Origin of the sequence: Blastopirellula marina, from assembly GCF_002967765.1 — a bacterium.
Taxonomy (GTDB): domain Bacteria; phylum Planctomycetota; class Planctomycetia; order Pirellulales; family Pirellulaceae; genus Bremerella; species Bremerella marina_A.
The window spans coordinates 197,112-215,460 of the sequence record NZ_PUHY01000010.1; the positions used below are offsets into that span (position 1 = coordinate 197,112).

Consider the following 18,349-nt stretch of genomic DNA (forward strand, 5'->3'; position numbering starts at 1 on the left):
TGCCTTTGAGGGGGAAGACAGCATCGGCTGCCAGCGGAGAATCGTTACGATCGTTACATCTTAACATTTCGCCCCCGCTGCCAGCACGCGTGGCCCCGTTTCCTCGTTCAGATCGCCTGCCCTGAGTCCGATCTTTCTACGGTCGAATAACTCACAGACTTAGGGTTCTTCCTATGAGCACATCGGTTCGAATTGCCAACATCGTCGACGAGCTTTGCCGCCGCCAGGATCAGGTCCTGCAAGAGCTGGACAGCCTCGACAAACAGATCGAACAAGTTCTCAAGTCGCTCACCAAACAACCTGAGCCGGCCGTTGTGCCGATCCCCATCCCGGTTCATCCGCAGCAAAAAGCGGCTTAGTGTCGATCGCCACGATCACTCCCGGTCTAAGCGCCCACTCCGGTTGATCGCCAATACCAGCCGCGCTCCGAGGACGAAGCTGATCACCAGACCGATCGCTCCCGGGATGGACAGATCTTTCATCTGCAGCCACCCTTCATTCTTGAAGAGCAGGGGAGGGACGTCCGAGCTAAGCATCATCGACGATCCCATGAACAGCGCGGCCGTCATGATCCCCAGCACCATTCGGTTGACCGACGGTTCCAAGCGACGATGGTCCAAGTGAATATCGAACTTGCCAACGCGGACTAACTCTAAGATCTCGCTGATCCGTCGCGGCATCTGTTCGGCCAGGCGTTCCAGCTCGCTATACATTCGCCACAACTTACGCAGCCGCCGCGAGGGAGAGAAACGCTTCATCATGATCCGGCGACGATGCTTGCCAAACAGTTCGGCCAGGCTAAAAGACGGCGTCAACATTCGCCCGGTACCGTCCAGCATCATCATCGTCTTCAGCAGCATGGTGACCTGGGGCGGAAGCTGGATTCGATACGCCCGCACGATCTTGAACATCTCGTTGACCGCGTCGGCGAAATTCAATCCTTCCAACTGCTGATTCGCGTAGTCCGAAACGTAGTCGTTCGCGTCGCGGCGCAGGGCTCGTTCGTCCAAGTCAGGCGGTGTCGAGCCGATCCGCATGATCGTTGCCGATAGCAAATCGGCATCGCGGGTGGTAATCCCCATCAGCAGATCTTCGATATCTTCGCGCAGTCGATCGTCGATTCGCCCCACCATCCCGAAGTCGATCAGGCCAATCACATCCCCCGGCAGCAGCAAAATGTTGCCAGGATGCGGGTCTGCGTGATAGAAGCCTGTCTCGAAGATCATGTGCATGTACAGCTCAGCACCACGACGGGCCACTTCGCTGAGGTCGATGCCAGCCTCAATCAGTTCGGCTTGCTGCGAAAGCTTAATCCCTTGGATGTACTCCATCGTCAAGATTCGCGGGGTGCACAAGTCGGGGTACACCGTCGGAATGCGGACCGTTTCGTTCCGCTCGAACGTCGCCTCGAACTGCTGAATGTTCCGTTCTTCGCGGCCGAAGTCGAGCTCGCGTCGGAGGGCTCGCTGAAACTCGGCGACGGTTGCCTTCGGATGGTAATCGCGGAATTCAGGAACGGTCTCCGCTAAAGCGGCCAAACCGGTCAGGATCTCCAGATCTTCGTGCACCACCTTCTCGATACCAGTGTGCTGCACTTTGACCACTACTTTTTCGCCGGTGAACAAGCGCGCGAGGTGTACTTGTCCGATCGAAGCCGAGGCCAACGCCTTTTCTTCAAAGGTCGAAAACAACTGCTCGACCGGTTGTCCGAGTTCCGATTCGATCAACTCGCGGACTTTCTCCGGAGGATCGGCCGGCACGTCGGCTTGCAGCTTCTTCAGCTCTTCGGCCAGGTCGACACCGACAATATCAGGGCGCGTGCTAAGGATTTGCCCCAGCTTGATGAACGTCGGGCCGAGATCTTCCAACGCCATCCGAATGCGCGCTTCGCCCGTGTAACGAGCCAGTAGCTCGCCATCACGGTCTTTGAATAGATTCTTGGCGAAGTCGAAGTGGAATCGCTGAATCCAATCCGCCAGTCCGTAACGACTCAGTACCGAGACAATCTCAGTCCAGCGGTTTACGTTGCGATACAACTGCGGAATGTTGGTGAGTCTCATGAATCCTCTCAAAGGCGTCTTTCACCCTCTATTCTAGTCTTAGCAGCCTGTTGCTTCTCAGGTTCGGTAGCGAGCTATCGAGATTGAGGCGAGGGGCAGGCGTGAAGCCGGAGGCATATCCACCCGGTACGTCCACGAATTCACAACGCAGCAGTCGCATCGATATCAATAACGTAGCCGATCTGAGAAATTCAACCCGCCATTAGGCCAATCGATCTTCAGCAATTACGTAAACACTTGACCGACCTAGGATAATGCCGCAAACTCTCTGTGTCCGCACTTCTCAGGCCAAAAAAGGCAAGAGGAACACTTATTAGGGCCGAATCGTCCGATTTTCCCTTCGATTCGTCCCTATAATATGGAAATCCTTTCACCCACCCCCGTTGTCTCGACGGATATCCTCGCATGAAAACAATCCTGCCCACGCTTCTCACATTGCTGGCACTGCTAACGTCCCCCGCCTTGGCCGACAACTGGCCTTCTTGGCGTGGACCGAGCAACCAAGGGATCAGCAACGAAATCAACTTGCCAGTCGAATGGAGCAAAGATAAAAACGTCGCTTGGCGTCTGGCCATGCCAGGTGCTGCCGGCGCCACCCCAATTGTGTGGGAAGATCACATCTTTGTCACCTCAGTCGATGGTGACGACTTAGTCCTGCTGTGCATTGGGACCGATGGCGAAGAGAAATGGCGTCGCAAGCTAAGCAGCGGTAACCGAGAAGTCCGTGGCGACGAAGGTAACTCCGCCGCCCCATCTCCCTCCACCGATGGTAAGTACGTCTGGGCCTTCTTTACCAACGGTTCGCTCGGTTGCTTCGACTTCGATGGAAAAGAGATCTGGCAGTTCGACGTCGAAGAACGCTACGGCGATTTCGACATCGCCTTCGGGATGACCTCGACCCCGGTTCTCCATGGCGACAAGCTTTACCTGCAGTTGATTCATAGCGGTGGAGCCAAGGTGGTGGCTCTCGATAAAGCGACCGGTAAGGAAGCCTGGGCCGTGGCCCGCAAGAGCGATGCCCGCCAGGAATGCGAGCATAGTTATGCCTCGCCAATCGTCTACGACGGGCCGGAAGCCAAGTTCCTGCTGACCCATGGGGCCGACTATTCGATCGCTTACGATCTGGAAACAGGCGAAGAGATTTGGCGCGTTGGCGGGCTTCATCCTCCAGGCCGCTACGATGTGACGCTCCGCTTTGTCTCCTCGCCCGTAGCAAAGGATGGCATGGTGATCGTTCCGTCCGCCAAGCGTGGCATCACCGCCGCCGTGAAGACGACTGGCAAGGGAGACATCACCGACAAGAAGGAAGATTACTTCTGGACCTTCGAGGTCACGCCGGATGTTCCTTCGCCGCTGATCGTTGGTGACTATGTCTACCTCTGCCGCGAAAACGGCAACCTGATCGCACTCGAAAAAGAATCTGGCAAGCAGATCTACGAAGAACGCACCAACCGCATCCGCCACCGTGCGTCTCCGGTCTATGCCGACGGGAAGATCTACTTAACTGGCCGCGACGGCATTGTTACCGTTGTCCAAGCCGGGCCCGAGTTTAAGATCATCTCCCAAAACGAAATCGGCGAAGCCATCGCCGCCTCGCCCGTTCTCAGCAACGGCCGCATCTATCTGCGAACGTTTGATGCCCTGTGGGCGATTGGCGAGTAAGTTGATACCGAAAGAAGGTCGCCTCTGTTGAACGCAGCAGAGGCGACCACGTTCTTACGATTTCTCATTGATTTCTCGGCTCTGCGTCGGCCGTCAAGACGCTGCTGGTGACCTCCAAGATCGAGTTGCAAAGCAACGAATCTATCGACTCTGCCGTGCGCAGGTTCCATAAACAAATCTCCACGAAGTTCTCTCGTTCGTGGTACAAATCTCGGGCCGGCTACTACGAGAAGCCGAGCGTTCGCAAACGAAGAAAGCGCAGACTCGCGCAAATCAACCGCCGAGCACATCCCAAATCCAACACGCTCAAAATGAAGATGGGACGCCACTGGTTGTATGCTCGCAAAAGGCCATGGCCCTGATTTCGGCACCGATTGTCATGACTCATCGCCGTCGCTCGTTTCAAGAAAGTCAAAAATAATACTCGCACGTGAAACACTACACTTGTATACATACGTACACATTGCTCAATCGAGAGATTCGTTCGCTGAATCTTCCCTGTGTTTCCCACTCGAGGACCGTTTCTCATGCACGCACTGACCATCACCGCCGACCACTGGCAAGCGGCCCTGGAAGTCCCCAAGCAAATCGCGCTCGACCTGACCGCCCCCCTGAACTTGCGACTTCAGGCTTCACGGATGGTGCAGTCGATGTTGAAAGTCATTCTGAAAGACGAAAAGGACCGCGCTGAACTCAAACAACGGTCCAACAAAATCGCCCCCCCCAAAGTCCAGTCGCCCATCACGACAGCACCACCACAAACCCCAACGGGACAACAAGAAAACCAAACGGGTGCCATGCCCTCGTCCGCGTGGGCATGCGAAGTACGAACCAACGAAGCGTCACTATCAACGTCCGAAGAACCGTCCAACCAGGATGTAGAAATGGTCTCAGCGGCAGAACCATCCGAACCAAGAACCCGCTACATCGGCCGCATCGGCGCAAGAAAATTTCGCGGCAAGAAACGGAAATGACGCAGCCACAATCCCGTAGGTCAGGCACTGCCTGACAAGCCCCAGGTACCCCCATCGCCACTAAGGAAGACACCAACCGCCTTGCGATCAATCGCGCTGTTCAACCGCACTCCGCTTCGTGTCAGGCACAGCCTGACCTACAAGGCCTCGACATTCATTGGGATGATCCACCAGACGAGCAGGCCGATAACGACTTGCAGCATCTCGATGATCGCGAGAGTGAAAATCAAGACACCGACCAGATGTTCCTTCGCCCCCTGTCCCCAGAATCCGCAGAAGCATGCCAGAGGTGGGCAGACAAAGTACGTGAAATAGAAAAGTAGATTCAGCAGTGGTCCATCGAATTGGTGGCTTGGATGGAAATGCAATAGCGTCGGTGGTGCGGCCAGCGCGATCGCGCCGATTCCGAGGCCGAGCCAAGAGACCTCTCGTTGGTCCGATCCTGACGTCGTTCCGGCGAACTCTGGTGCCCGGTACGGGTCGTCTTCCATCGCGGCGAGCTCCCTGGGTTTCATGGGCAACCGTCTGTTACCACTTGGGTTCGATGCTGAAGTAACTCAACAACGAATTTCGGATCCAAACGTAGGCCAGAACGATGGCCATGGTCATGAGGACCCCCCAGTAGTCGTCAAACATCGAGGTGACCACGCCCGAGATGCACCCCACCACCGCTAATTCCATCGCGAAAGGAATCGAGAATTCGCATCCCGCCAATCGCGCTGAAACGAACATCGGAAAGCACGTCAGCGCCAAAAACGTTGTTCCAAAAAGCGTGTCGCGCGTCAGGCCGGTAAGCTCAACACAGTTTTCGGAAACCAGCACCGCAATGATGTCGGACAGCATGAATGCAGTCGATGCAATGACCAGGGCTAGCAGCAATCGCAACATAGAAACCCAGCTTTTCCCTATTCCGTAGGACAGTGTCGTAACGTTATTTGCTTTGTTTTAGCACAAACAGCTACCCATTGCCCCAGGTTTGTTCCCCCCGCAGCGGTTGCCGCCGATGGCCATCGATTGCCTCCGCAGAGGTGCTGCCTGGTGATGAGTTGATCGAGTCCACCCGTTGTATTTCCTGAACGATCGTCATATCCTGCGCCGATAACAGCCGTAACGGGGCAGCCCGGTTTGCGGGTTCTGCTGTCACTTCCTACTGCTAGCAAAACCGATCGTGTCATGCTTATTCGCATCGCTCTCTTTCTGATTGTTGTATCTTTCGCCCCGGTTTCGGTATGGGCTCAGTCGATTGCGGTTCCTGGTCAAGGGCAGCGAATCTGGTTCGACGATCTCGAAGATGAAGAGTGGACCTACACCGACAATCACCCCAAATCGAGTCACGAGCAAGACAACAATATCCGTTTGCCCGGCGGCATCTCAAAGAACAAGCTGTGGGCCGAAAGTAGCAAGCGCGGTCATCCTGACTACATTCGCCGAGTCGAAACGCCCGAAGGGGGCATTCCCGGCAGCACCGGCGCGCTGCTGATGATGACCTTGCAATCGCACATCCCCAATCGCGTGAGCAACGAGCTCGGCCAAGACGACTTCATCTGCCGCGTGCCTGGTCGCTACTCGGTTAGCCAGTACCCCAATGCGGTGACGCGTGTTTATCTGCCACCGTTCGAGAAGTGGGAACAATACGCAGGCGCCGCCTCCTTCGGTTTCCGCACGACCTGCATCGGCAGCCGCTCGAAGCAAAAAGGAGTGGGAATTTTCAGCTACCGCGGAACCGAGACCGAAGAAAATTGGCCAGGCATCTTCCTCGAATTTCGCCCCGCCAAAGGTGATAAGCCGGCAGAAGCGCAGTGGATTATTCGTGGTGCACCTAGCGGCGACGTCCGTAGCTTGAAGGTCACCGAAGAGCAACTCGGCTGGTGGACCATCGGCATGTCGTTCACCCCGGATGGACGCTGCCACTACTTCATCTCCGAAGGGCCCGATAACCTGACGCAACAAGACCGGGTCGCCTCCTACTTGCCGTACAACTACAAGATCGAATCTTGCAGCGGCATGTTCTTCAACGTCTTCAACTTCGACAACGGTAAGAGCTGGTCGACCCCTTGGGTGATTGACGACCCTGGCTTCTACGTAGGTCGGCGTTAATCGCCAGCTACGAGGCGGGGGTGGTCTGAGCGTCTACCGCGATCGAACTCGCCTGCGGCATCGGGACCAGATAGCCGCGCAGTGTCTCGACGGTACGAGGCCCAATGCCAGGCACACGTTGCAGATCGGAATGATCGATGAAGGGGCCTTGGGCCTGCCGTGATTCGACAATCCGTTTGGCAATGGTCTCGCCGACGCCCGGCAACTGAGCCAGCTCGGCCCAGTCCGCCTCGTTCACGTCGACCAGAAACGGCCGTTCGATCAGCGGGACTTCGTCGATATCGATCAGCTCGACCTTCCGCATCTGGAGTGTGGCGTAATAGATCCCGCCGGTGATCATCGCGAGGGCGATTGCCAGGGCGATGAAAAGCTGTTCACCTCGGCGCAGCAGCCAACGCATGGTGATTCGCGGATCATCTTTTTGCGTTCGTTGCCCCATGGCACCCCTTGGTGATGAAGCTTTCATTATTGACAATGAAGGAAACCAAGGCGAGCTTTTTTCGATGCTTGCCCCCGTCGCCGCCCCCTCAAACGCACCGAATGCCATGCCTAAGGAATATCACCAGGTTGCCTGGGACGATCTATTGCAAGACGATTGCCGCCAGTTGATTGCGTTGGCCGTGCGAGAAGACTTAGGCCGCGAGCATGATTGGTCGACGCTGAGCATCGTTCCCGAGTCAGCAACCGGCCAGGTACGCATCGTAGCCCGGCAAGCAGGGGTACTTGCTGGCGGAAAGGTCGTTGATCTGATCATTCAAGATCTGGAACTCGACGTTACCGCAACGCACCACGTGGAAGATCGCACCGCGATTGAACCTGGCGATCGCCTGATCACGCTGGAGGGAAGTGTCCGCGACTTGCTTACGACGGAGCGGATCGTGCTGAACTTCCTGGGGCGTCTGGTCGGAGTTGCCACGCTGACGCGAACCTACGTCGAGAAAGTGCAGGGGACCGAGGCCAAGGTCTACGACACCCGCAAGACAACGCCTGGTTGGCGACGCTTAGAGAAGTACGCCGTGCAGTGCGGCGGCGGAACCAATCACCGCACGGGCCTGTATGAGGCGGTGATGCTGAAAGACAACCACCTGGCGTGGTATATCGAATCGACCGGCAAGCAAGCGCACCTGGGTGATCTCGTTCCCGTGGTTCGCCAGTTTTTGATCGACCAACTTGGCGAAGTTTCCGGGCAGAAGCGAATTATCGAAATCGAAGTCGATCGGCTCGAGCAGCTGCGCGAAGTCTTACCGAGCCAGCCTGACATTGTCCTGCTCGACAACATGGACTGCGTCACTCTCTCCGCAGCGGTTGCGATGCGCAACGAGCTCGCACCGGGCGTCCAGTTGGAAGCCTCGGGCGGCGTGAATCTGGACACGATTGGTCCCATCGCGCAGACCGGCGTCGACCGAATCAGCGTCGGTGCGTTGACCCATTCGGCGGTCAACGTGGACCTCGGTTACGACTGGGTCGTGTAGCGAAGTCGTCTTGTGAGGTTCCGATTTTGCCGGTTGTTGCATTCCCGCAACGTTCCCCCCGGTAGATCTTGCGCTTTTTGATTTCAAATCTCGATCGGTTCCGGGCGGATTTAAGCACGAACCTATGTTTCAATCGGTGCCTTGCCACTTGGCGCAGGGCGATTTTCGCAGGCGTTGTGACGTCGCAATCGACCGAATTGAAGCATGCTCAGCCGCTCCCACCAACCGACGCTCTCGTTGCATCAAGGCTTCTCCTTGATGGAGGCTGTCGTGGCGATGACAATCGTCGCGATCGCCGGCAGCGTATTGCTGCTGGGGGTTGAAGCCACGCTGGAATCGGTTGTCGAGCAGGAAGAAGTCATCGTGGCCGATGGCATCGCTCGGCAAATGCTGGATGAGATTCAAGGGCAAAACTGGGTTGATCCAGCCCTCCGCGGCTCGCCTTATCAAAACTCGCTAAGCGCATCCGCGGACGAATTAGCCGCACCGGGTCGCTCAAAATTTGACGACACCGACGACTACAACAACTACGTCGCGACCCCGCCAGTCAATATCGCCGGGGCGATGCTTTCGTCCACCGATTCAAGCGGAGATGTCTTGCCAGATGCCTTCCGCCCCAGTAGTAGCAAGTTGACCAACTGGCGGTGTGAAGTGGAGGTGGCGTATGTCAGCGAAACCGATCACGCGACCCAATTGGCCGACAATAATCCCACCAATTACCGTGTGATCATTTGCCGCGTTTATCGACAGAACCTCGACGATACCTGGCGCGAAGTGGTCCAGCGCGAACGTATTATCTCGTACATACCGGCCCATGATTAAACGACACGCAACTCGAAAGACAGGTCTGACGCTGGCCGAACTTCTCGTTGCCAGCGCCGTGATGGGCATCCTCTGTGTTGGATTCGGCACGCTGGCTGTTTCGGTGCAGATGGCTAACGCGTATGCGCAAGAAAAGAACCAGATCGGTCAACATGCCCGCGTCGTCCTGCTGCGAATCGAACAGGCCATTCATCAGGCCCATGCCACCGAGGCGTTTCCTGGTTTGACGACAATCGATTATTTCAGCGGAACCTACGACTTTCCTCAAGCAATCGCCATTTGGACCCCCAGCATCGAACCGACCAACACGTACCCTCTGGTCAACCAATTGACGATCTTCGCATGCGATCCTGACTCGCCCAATCGTTTGTTAGAGATTACTAACGACAGCGATGCCAGCGCGGCTCCGGCGTTGGCATCCTCCAGCGCGTGGCGAACACTCGTGCGGACTCTCATTGCGGATCCTAATTCGGATGTGGTCGAAATCACCGACTTGATGCGCGCCGGCAAGCTGGGTGCGAACTACTACGGAACGCTCCGCTTTCAAACACGCATCACCCCGACCGACGACGCAATCGTCGACGCACGTAGTGGCAACGTTGACTGGGAAAGCTTGAACTGGGCAACGAGCATCTACTCGTCCCAGTCAGGCTTACGACAAGTTTGGTGCCGCTTCGAATTTCAGCTGGTCCCCGACTCGAACGTGGAACTCCACGACACGTTGCAGGACCGAGCAGATCCCTTTTTTGGTTCCTCCGCTATTTACTATCAGATTACGGAGTAACCATGTCACGACGTTTGCAAAATTCGAATCGGCGAGGATTCGCCGTGGTGATCGTGCTCGCGTTGTTGACCGTGACGCTGGCCTTGTCATATTCGATGATGCGGGTCCAGGCCACCACCAATGAAATCCAACGCAACATGGGCCGTCAGGCCGATGCTCGCCAAGCCGCGATTTCGGGTATATCGGCAGGCATCCGCGAGATGTATAAGAGCAGTTGGGGTGGTATCGATAGCACATTGACAATGAATCTGGGCAACGACCACTCGTACGCCGTCCGCTACGAAACCGGTGACCCTTGGCTTACCGAAGACGATCCCGACTACGCCGAACTCCCTTTTCGCGTCACGGTCATCTCAACCGGCTACGCGCTCGACAAAGTGAACGCCGCCGTTAAATCGCAATACACGATCCGCGCGGTCGTTCAGTTGGTGCGTCGCAAACTGCAAACCAATCCGAGTCAATGGCGCACCGCATCCGAGAATGCTCTTTACAGCTTCGGAACGGGCGACAACGTGCTAGAAGCACCGTGGCAAGTTACCGGGCCGGCGGTCATCAATGGCAAGCTTGAGCTGTGCGAAGACTGGGACCGTGTCTGTCGTCCGTACGGTGGCTACATCGACGAGCTCGCCATCTATGATCGAGCGCTCAACGGTTACGAGATTTTTTCGATCGCCTTATTAGGCAACCAATCGAATTCCACACTTTCAAGCACGCTTAGCCGCTCTGGCATTCGTCACTGGTGGCGTTTTAATGAATCGGACTCCGACTCGGTGACAGCGGCCGATTCGGTGGGTGGCCGAAACGGCACCTACAAAGGAGGCGTCTATCCTGGTATCGACGTCGGAGGAGGCAACAAAGCCGTCTTGCTCGATGGTGTCTCTGGACGAGTCGATCTAGGCGATTTTGACCTCCCCGATCACAACGACTTCACGATTGCCGCCTGGGTGCTACCAACCAACTTGAAAGGCGACAACGCGTACGGACGGATCATCGCACGAGGTAACGGAGTCGGCTGGAGCAATAATTTCTGGATGCTAGGGAACTACCTTTCCGGCAGCAAAACCTTTCCCTTTGGTCGCGTGATCACCACGACCACCCGCTATGACAAGTATCCTAAAAGTGGCGAATTCATAACGAATTATTGGAACTTCGTGGTGTTGACCTTCGACGCCGACCAAAACGAATTCAAGCTCTACAATAACGGATACGAACGAGACTCGTGGACGGTTTACGGCACCGTGGTTCCGTCTGCCAATCATCTGACCTGGATCGGCGACAACCCACCAGGACCAGCACGCTCGCGAATGCTGGAAGATCTCCTGCGACTCGCCAATGCGGGAGAAGGGGACTACCGACCGTTATCGGGCGATGTCACCCTTTCCAATGGCAACAACCCATTGAGTACGGCGTTAACGCTTTACCGTCAACTCGGATGCAATGTGAACTACTCCTCCAGTTCCGTGAGTAGTCATACCAACACAGCCGTCTCTGGGTCGACCTACCGGTTGTATCCCGGCGGCCCGGAGTATTCGGCTGAGCTCCTATCTGGTTCGATCGAGAGCACGACGCTCGCTCCTAATGTGCTTACCAACCCGCTGGGTATCTATGTCACCAGCGGGTCACTCAATATCCGTGATACGGTATCGATCGAAGGGACGTTAGTTTGCCAACCTGCAAGTGGCAAGATCAAACTTCGGGGAAGGAATGTCACCATTCAAGCCGTAAATCTTCCGGCCTTAGAAGGAGACGAAACGATCTATCAGCTTCCCGCGGTGATCGCTGGCGACGACTTCGAGATGGACAATACCGTGCAAGCAACCATCCAGGGGGCGGTCGCCGCATTCGGGGCCATGGAAGCCTCCACCGGTGACTCTAATTCCTATGTCCAGATCGAAGGGCCCGTGTTTGCCGAGATTTTCGATCTGCAAGCATGCGAAAGCTGGCAGTCGGTCGCTTCCTATTCAGAAACGCACCAGCAGAACTTCTTGAATATCAAAGGCGAGACCACGACCGAGAACTTCGTCACGTGGCTGGACCAATCGACCTCGGGAAAACTGCACAAACGGTTTACAATCGGACTTCCCGACACTCCACCCACGTACCAGTGGCTCGATCTCAGCCAGCCGATCTACCAGGTCGGCGATGGCGACGAAGGCCTGGTCTGGGAACTGGTTCGCTGGAAAGACAACGGCGGCACGTAACCCTCTTACCAAGGATTCAACATGGAAACCTCACGCAAAAGCTGGCAACTTCTGATCGCATTCAACGTCCTTTGTCTGGCCGCCGGCTGGTGGTACTCGCACAGCGATGCCGCCCCTCCGGAAGTCAAGCAGCCGTTCGCCAATCCTGTGCAACAGCGTGAATCGATGATCCGTCTGCTGACCGAGTCGAATCAGCTGCTCCGCGAACAGAACGCCATGCTCAAGTCAGGCAAGCTGAAAGTCCAGGTCGTTTCCGATCGGTAACATGATCACGTCCATCACTGCAAGAAAGCCCCGTACGTTCCAACCTGCAGGCCGCTCCGCGCGCCGCGCGGGTTACACGCTGATCGAGGTCTTGATTACGATTGCCGTGCTGGGAATCTTGGCGGCCGTTGTCATTCCTCAGATCGGAGCCAGTGCGCCCGATCAGGTCACCGGCATTGCCCAGGTTCTGGCTTCCGATCTCGACTATGCGCGGTCGTTGGCGATCAGCAACGGCTCGCAGTACAAACTGACGTTTGATCTTACTGAGAACCAATACGTGCTGACGCACAGCGGTGTGAATCCGACGCTCGATAATCTGCCTGATCATCCGTTCCGCAAGCCATCGTCCGATCCAACCTCGCTGACGGTCTCACCAGATGACTTCCCCAGCCTCGGGAGCAGCGTCAGAATCGTTTCGATCGTTACAGATGAAACATCGCCCACGTTGGTCGATTCAATTGAATTCGGCACACTCGGACAAACCACCCGCACGCAACCTACACTTATCTGGCTTTCCTCCACGGCAGGGGCGAAGGAAATCTATCTGCCGATTCGCGTGCACCCGGTAACTGGGCTGACCGAAATCGGCGATTTCACGACCGCAGCCCCCTTAATGCCTGCGGATCCAACCGGTACATAAGTCGCTTCGCCCGAATTTCCCTGGTGCGTTGCGACCGACACGCCAGGGCAATCGCGAACTGTTTTATGATCCGTTTACCGTTCTTCCGTTACACACCGATTGGCATCGACATCGGCTCGAAAAGCATCAAGATGGTGCAGTTTTCGAAAGATTACGCATCGATCCAGGAAGCGGTCTCGATTGATCTGCCTGACGGAGCTTCGCCAGAGCAAGACTTCGACGCCTATCTCGACATGCTCGGCAAGACGCTGCAGCGAGCTCGTGTATCGAGGAACTTCCGCGGCCACGATGCGATTCTCTGCGTCCACCAACGCGATTTGTTTCTGCATAACATCCGCGTCAACAAAAACGAACCCAAAGCGCTCGCCAACGTCGTCCAGCAGGAAGCGGCCGATCGGATTCCTTATTCGATGCTCGACGCTGAGATTCGCTTTGTCGAATCGTCTGATCTTCGTCAGGGGGAACAAACCCTCCGCGAAGTGATTATCATGGCCTGCTTCCGCCCACGCTTAGAAGCTTTGCTCGAGATGTGCGAGAAGAGTGGCTTTCGTCCCGTCTCGGTCGATGTCGAACCGATGGCCATCCTGCGGGCTTTCACCAAGCAATATCGCCGCGAATCGGACGAACAAGATCGTGTTCTTTACGTGCACGTTGGTTACAGCAACACGGCAGTGATCATCGCCGAAGGGACGCAGATTCTATTCGTTAAGTATTTAAACGTCGGCGGTCGCCACTTCGATGAGGCCGTGAGTCGCCAGCTTGACATGAGCATGGCGGATGCCGTGAACTTGCGTCGACACAACGCCGATCGACGTCGCTCGCAGCAGATGCCTGAAGTCGAACGAAGTGTGCTCAACGCAATGCGGGACGAACTGGAACGTTTGCACCAAGAGCTTTCGATGTGCATCCGCTACCATAGCGTGACCTTCCGGGGTCGTCCGCTGATGCGAATTGTGCTTTGCGGTGGCGAGGCAACGGAATCGCTTCGCTCGGAACTGGAACGAGTGACCAGCATCGAAACCGAATTGGGTGATCCTCTTCGCCTGTACGAGGCCCCGCAGGTCTTCGGCCGACATGGCCAGTGGGACGTTGCGATCGGCTTGGCAGCGCGGCAACTGGGAGGTGCGAAGGAAGCATGAACGAGATCGAATTCCTTCCCAAAAGGTTCCGCGAGAAGCGACGCAGCAGCAGCGTCAAGATTCCGCGACTGCTAGTCTTCTCGCTATTAGTCGCCTTGCTAGCGGTAGTTTCGCTGTACGAATTGTTCAAGCTGCACCACGTTCGGTCGCAGCTAGCCACGCTCAAAGCTCAGCACGAGCGAATCGCCCAGCTGCAACAGGAAGTGGAACGAACCCGAAACGAGGTCATTCAAAAACGGCATCATGCTCGCCTGCTGACGTTCCTCGATCATCGCTACCCGAAGTCGCAGATCTTGGCGCAGATCACCAATCCACTGCCCAGCGAAATCACCATCAAGCGGATCGAACTGACGCATACGCAGCCGGTTAGTTCTTCCTCGCGACAACGATCGGAGAAGTCGTCCGATCAGCCCCCGCAAGGAAGCCCGCTGGAAATCGACTTGAAGCAACTGATCGCCGATAACAAGGGGCGGATTTGCACGGTCGAGTTGGAGGGAACCACGGAGGACACCTCGCTGCTGTACACCTTCCTGGCCGCCTTGCACGAGTCTCCTTTGGTCGATGCCGCCAAGATCGAATCGATCGATCCGCAAATGGATGTCGACGGGCGTGAGTTCTCTAACTTCACGGCTCACATCAACATCAAGCGTGGTCACTTCGAAGACTTCAGCCCCACGGTGGTGCAAGCCTTAGAAACCGTCGAAAACCGAGGAGGCGTGCGATGAAGTTGTCCCTTCCCAAAAGTTCGACTCCCCTGGTCGTCGCCTGTCTCGGCGTGTTGGTTGCCTTCGTCATGCTGGTTTACCTGCCGCTGCACCGAAGTATTGTCGCCGCCGAAGAGGAGCTAGCATCGCAGCAAGCCACCCTCTACCAGGAAGAAACCTTACTCGCACAAATCGAAGCCCACAAAACGGAGTGTCGCGAGATTGAAAAGGTCACCTCGAAATGGGGTGAAGTCACCAACTCGAACCTGCATTTGAGCCAGCTGCTGGGGAAGGTCTCGCGGGAAGCACGCCAGGCAGGCACCGACGCCCTGCGTCTCGATCCAGGCCAGGTGCAAACCATGCAAGCAGTCGAGCGGATTCCCGTCCAGCTCGGGTGTCGGGGGACCTTTCAGGAGATTCACACGCTGATCTGTCAGATCGAAGCGTTGCCTTACAAGCTGTGGCTCGAGCGAATCGAGCTAGCACCCAGTGACCAGCAGAAGCATGAGTTGAACTGTGAGATGGAATTCGCAGCTTTTATCGTTCCGGTAAAAGATTCGCATTAGGAAGACTATTCCACAGGCCGATAATACGAAAGATGAGCCGCCTTGGCGTCTCTTCAAAACGGTGAACGTACAACAACTTTCCCATCAGCTGACACGTGAAGTCAAACGGAACCCAGCCAAAGCCGCGGTTCTGGGTGGCTTGTTGGTGGTAGCCGTGTGGTTTTGGTTCCCCTTGATCAAGGGTTGGATTGGCATTTCGGACTCCGCAAGCTCCGAAAGTGAATCGATCGTCGTGGCACAGCCTACCCAGACTGATAGCACTGCGGCATCCAATGCAGCGACCTCGAGCAAGATGAACTGGCGAACCATCGCCCGGCGAATTAGTGAAGATCCCGCGATGCAATCCGGCATGCTTCGCTCGATCACGTTCGATCCGTTTTACCCCGAACAACCTGTGGAAACGCAGTTGACGGCAATCGACACCCCGCCAGAAGCTGCGCCCATTCCGGACGTTTCGCCCGAGACGGCCGGGTTGAGTATCACGTCGGTGATTGTTGGCGGACGGGTTCCGATCGCACGGATCAACAATCAAAACTATCACGTCGGAGACCAGGTCGCCGCCCCGGAAGGGGAGTTGCACTACACCGTGGTCGCCGTCAAACACTGGGGCGTTCTCTTACAGGGAACCAACCAGACCTACGAGTTGCACCTGGAACACAACGCACCGAAGTCGGGCCAACGAATGGTCATGCGAAACGGAACGATGATTTCGTCAGACAACTGAGCTCCGCGATCGACACGGAAGTCGAATGAGAAAACTCCTGATCATTTCGCTGCTACTGGTAAGCACGCTAGGCGGAATCGGCCTGGCCGTCTTCCTAGAGTCGTGCGATCTCTCGCAGTGGCAATTGCCTGCTTTCCTGGCTCAAGCTGCGCCGGTCGATCAGCCCGAGGCGACTCTTTCCGTCGAATCCGCATTGCCCGCAGCGAAGCCTGAATCGGCCGCACCTTCTCCGCCGACAGTCGTCGAAGCAACCCACACTCCGGTTGCCGTTTCCCCGGTTAGCACGGAAGCGACCTCGGCCATTCAAGTCCGGATGGAACCTCCCTTCTCGCAGCAGTTCACCATGGACAAGGGAGGCAGCTCGCAAAACGATCGTCAGTGGGATCTGCTCAACAAAGCGTTCGATACCGTCAAGGAAGTCGCCACGCATAAAGCTCAGAACGAACAACCGGCGGCCGCCAACTTTCAGCCGCCACAACCAGCGGTGCCCGAGAACAGTCAGCCCACTGCTCCACCGCTCGATCCCATCCCAGCACGCTCGGCAGAAACGATCGACACGCCACGTTCTTCTTCGCAGCCACGGATCATTCCGGACGAAGGGGACGACAAGTTGACCATCGTGATCCAAGACAGCGATATTCGCGAAGTCTTGGAGATGCTCAGCGAACATGGCCAACTCAACATCCTGCCCAGCCAGAACGTGCAAGGTCAGGTCTCCGCTTCGCTCACCAAAGTCGACGTCCGCACGGCACTCGCGGCGATCTTACGTTCGACTGGCTTCGTCATGCAGGAAGAGGATGGCTTCATCTATGTTGGCACTCCTTCCGACATGCAAAGCATGGATCGCTTGAGTGATCAGCTGGGTACGCGCATCTATAAACTCAAATACATCCGCGCGGAAGACGTGCAGAAGCTGATCACGCCGATGCTGAGCGAAACAGTCGGGATGATCAGCATCTCGGCCCCAACAAAGACGGGCATCGCGGCTGATTCCAGCAGCTCTGGTTCGGACGATTACGCCGGCTTGGAAACGGTGTTCGTCCGCGACTACGAACAGGTCCTCAAAAAGATCGACAAAGCGATCCTCGAGATCGATTGTCGCCCACTGCAAGTCGCGATCGAAGCGATGATCATGAGCGTCAAGCTGGACGATGCCCTCGATATGGGCGTCAGCTTCGAAGCCTTGCGAAACAACGACAACATCCGCCTTGTCTCTGGCTTTCCGCTGAACAACGTCACGTCGTTGGACCTGACCTCGGGCGGCCTGAAGCTGGGCTATCTCGATGCGAATCTCTCCCTATTTGTCGACGCCCTGGAAACGGTGGGCGAAACCAACGTGATTGCGGCTCCGCAGTTGTTGGTTTTGAACAAGCAGCGAGCCGAGATTCTGATCGGTCAACAAAAAGGTTACATCAGCACGACCGTTACCGAGAGTGCCGCCACGCAAACGGTTGAGTTTCTGGAAGTCGGTACGCAGCTTCGTATTCGTCCGTTCATTACCAACGACGGCATGGTGCGGCTGGAAGTTCACCCCGAAATCTCAACCGGCGATGTGCGTGTCGAGGAAGGCCTGACCATTCCCGATAAGGATGTCACCCAGGTAACCACCAACATCATGTGCCCCGACGGACGCACTGTGGTGATTGGTGGTCTGATTAAGAGTGGCCAGTCGAAGAAGGGAAGTCAGATCCCACTTCTGGGCAGCTTGCCTGGCGTCGGGGTATTGTTTCGCCAGAAGAAAGAAGAGCTGGAACGAGAAGAACTGATCGTTTTGATCACGCCGCGAATTGTCGACCCGAGTCAGATTCCTCAAGATGGCGAGAACGCGCGCGAGCTGTTCGAGATTCAGCATGAATATAGCGCCGACAAGATGAGCCCGCTGAGCAAGCGACATATCGGACGGAACTACTACCGTTTGGCCACGTCGGCCTGGGCGACTGGCGACGCGGTCTCCGCGCTGCGATACGTCAACCTGGCGATCCACTACGACGATTTGAATCTCGAAGCGGTCAACCTACGAGAGACCATCGTCAGCCAGACCGGGCTGGGGGATCGCACGGTTCACTCGCACTTGAAAGAGGGTCTGTACCCATGGCAGCATCCGCATGGCGTGGAAGTGTCGCCATGGCATATCAACCAGGTCGAGCAGTTGCCGCCGGTCGAGCGGATGGTGATTCCCCCGCCGAAACATGTGATCAATCCGCGAATCGAAGCCCAATAGCCCCAGCGAAAATCATCCG

At 56.3% G+C, this 18,349-nt stretch carries 20 protein-coding genes; 16 read left to right on the forward strand and 4 right to left on the reverse strand.

The window, feature by feature from the left end:
- Window positions 1-173 precede the first annotated feature (173 nt).
- The gene (locus tag C5Y83_RS11805) at window positions 174-359 is read left to right on the forward strand and encodes a hypothetical protein (RefSeq protein WP_105329944.1); all 186 of its coding nucleotides are present in this window, start codon (window positions 174-176) and stop codon (window positions 357-359) included.
- Window positions 360-374: 15 nt separating this feature from the next.
- Here the strand turns inward: C5Y83_RS11805 and C5Y83_RS11810 are convergent, their stop codons facing one another.
- Complete coding sequence (locus C5Y83_RS11810; RefSeq protein WP_105329945.1) at window positions 375-2,060, reverse strand: ABC1 kinase family protein; 1,686 nt, start codon at window positions 2,058-2,060, stop codon at window positions 375-377.
- 405 nt (window positions 2,061-2,465) lie between these two features.
- Between C5Y83_RS11810 and C5Y83_RS11815 the strand changes: the two genes are divergently transcribed.
- From C5Y83_RS11815 to C5Y83_RS11825, 3 genes are all read left to right on the forward strand, one after another.
- Window positions 2,466-3,722, forward strand: coding sequence for a PQQ-binding-like beta-propeller repeat protein (locus C5Y83_RS11815; protein WP_105329946.1), 1,257 nt, complete (start codon window positions 2,466-2,468; stop codon window positions 3,720-3,722).
- A gap of 107 nt (window positions 3,723-3,829) precedes the next feature.
- Window positions 3,830-4,084, forward strand: coding sequence for a 30S ribosomal protein S21 (rpsU, locus tag C5Y83_RS30170; protein ID WP_105329947.1), 255 nt, complete (start codon window positions 3,830-3,832; stop codon window positions 4,082-4,084).
- A gap of 165 nt (window positions 4,085-4,249) precedes the next feature.
- Entirely contained in the window at window positions 4,250-4,696 is a 447-nt protein-coding gene (locus C5Y83_RS11825; RefSeq protein WP_105329948.1) for a hypothetical protein, read from the forward strand.
- Between the two features lie 137 nt (window positions 4,697-4,833).
- On the opposite strand, the gene C5Y83_RS11830 is transcribed toward C5Y83_RS11825, so the two are convergent.
- Window positions 4,834-5,187, reverse strand: coding sequence for a hypothetical protein (locus C5Y83_RS11830; protein ID WP_105329949.1), 354 nt, complete (start codon window positions 5,185-5,187; stop codon window positions 4,834-4,836).
- Window positions 5,188-5,224: 37 nt separating this feature from the next.
- Window positions 5,225-5,584, reverse strand: a complete 360-nt coding sequence (locus tag C5Y83_RS11835; protein WP_105329950.1) for a hypothetical protein — start codon at window positions 5,582-5,584, stop codon at window positions 5,225-5,227.
- A 285-nt stretch (window positions 5,585-5,869) separates the two neighbouring features.
- On the opposite strand from C5Y83_RS11835, the gene C5Y83_RS11840 reads away from it, so the two are divergent.
- Entirely contained in the window at window positions 5,870-6,793 is a 924-nt protein-coding gene (locus C5Y83_RS11840) for a hypothetical protein (RefSeq protein WP_105329951.1), read from the forward strand.
- 7 nt (window positions 6,794-6,800) lie between these two features.
- Here the strand turns inward: C5Y83_RS11840 and C5Y83_RS11845 are convergent, their stop codons facing one another.
- Window positions 6,801-7,232 (reverse strand): ComEA family DNA-binding protein, encoded by a 432-nt coding sequence (locus tag C5Y83_RS11845; protein WP_199195030.1) that lies wholly within the window; start codon window positions 7,230-7,232, stop codon window positions 6,801-6,803.
- Window positions 7,233-7,296: 64 nt separating this feature from the next.
- Here C5Y83_RS11845 and nadC point away from each other — a divergent pair, with 64 nt between their 5' ends.
- The 11 genes from nadC (at window position 7,297) to C5Y83_RS11900 (ending at window position 18,330) form a co-directional block, all read left to right on the forward strand.
- On the forward strand, window positions 7,297-8,265 hold the full coding sequence (nadC, locus tag C5Y83_RS11850) for a carboxylating nicotinate-nucleotide diphosphorylase (RefSeq protein WP_233207198.1): 969 nt from the start codon (window positions 7,297-7,299) through the stop codon (window positions 8,263-8,265).
- Window positions 8,266-8,469: 204 nt separating this feature from the next.
- Window positions 8,470-9,087 carry a prepilin-type N-terminal cleavage/methylation domain-containing protein gene (locus C5Y83_RS11855; protein WP_105329952.1) on the forward strand — a complete coding sequence of 206 codons (618 nt, stop codon included), beginning with the start codon at window positions 8,470-8,472 and terminating at the stop codon, window positions 9,085-9,087.
- Complete coding sequence (locus C5Y83_RS11860) at window positions 9,080-9,871, forward strand: hypothetical protein (protein WP_105329953.1); 792 nt, start codon at window positions 9,080-9,082, stop codon at window positions 9,869-9,871. Before C5Y83_RS11855 ends, C5Y83_RS11860 begins: the two co-directional genes overlap by 8 nt.
- Window positions 9,872-9,873: 2 nt before the next feature.
- A complete protein-coding gene (locus C5Y83_RS11865) occupies window positions 9,874-12,072 on the forward strand; it encodes a LamG domain-containing protein (protein WP_105329954.1) in 2,199 nt (732 codons plus the stop codon).
- Window positions 12,073-12,093: 21 nt separating this feature from the next.
- Window positions 12,094-12,336, forward strand: coding sequence for a hypothetical protein (locus C5Y83_RS11870; RefSeq protein WP_105329955.1), 243 nt, complete (start codon window positions 12,094-12,096; stop codon window positions 12,334-12,336).
- A 1-nt stretch (window position 12,337) separates the two neighbouring features.
- On the forward strand, window positions 12,338-12,976 hold the full coding sequence (locus tag C5Y83_RS11875; RefSeq protein WP_105329956.1) for a Tfp pilus assembly protein FimT/FimU: 639 nt from the start codon (window positions 12,338-12,340) through the stop codon (window positions 12,974-12,976).
- Window positions 12,977-13,041: 65 nt separating this feature from the next.
- Entirely contained in the window at window positions 13,042-14,115 is a 1,074-nt protein-coding gene (gene pilM / locus C5Y83_RS11880) for a pilus assembly protein PilM (protein WP_105329957.1), read from the forward strand.
- Window positions 14,112-14,840 carry a PilN domain-containing protein gene (locus C5Y83_RS11885; protein ID WP_105329958.1) on the forward strand — a complete coding sequence of 243 codons (729 nt, stop codon included), beginning with the start codon at window positions 14,112-14,114 and terminating at the stop codon, window positions 14,838-14,840. Before pilM ends, C5Y83_RS11885 begins: the two co-directional genes overlap by 4 nt.
- Window positions 14,837-15,385 (forward strand): type 4a pilus biogenesis protein PilO, encoded by a 549-nt coding sequence (gene pilO / locus C5Y83_RS11890; RefSeq protein WP_105329959.1) that lies wholly within the window; start codon window positions 14,837-14,839, stop codon window positions 15,383-15,385. Before C5Y83_RS11885 ends, pilO begins: the two co-directional genes overlap by 4 nt.
- A gap of 61 nt (window positions 15,386-15,446) precedes the next feature.
- Window positions 15,447-16,109 (forward strand): hypothetical protein, encoded by a 663-nt coding sequence (locus tag C5Y83_RS11895; protein ID WP_105329960.1) that lies wholly within the window; start codon window positions 15,447-15,449, stop codon window positions 16,107-16,109.
- A gap of 25 nt (window positions 16,110-16,134) precedes the next feature.
- The gene (locus C5Y83_RS11900) at window positions 16,135-18,330 is read left to right on the forward strand and encodes a hypothetical protein (protein ID WP_105329961.1); all 2,196 of its coding nucleotides are present in this window, start codon (window positions 16,135-16,137) and stop codon (window positions 18,328-18,330) included.
- Window positions 18,331-18,349: the final 19 nt, after the last annotated feature.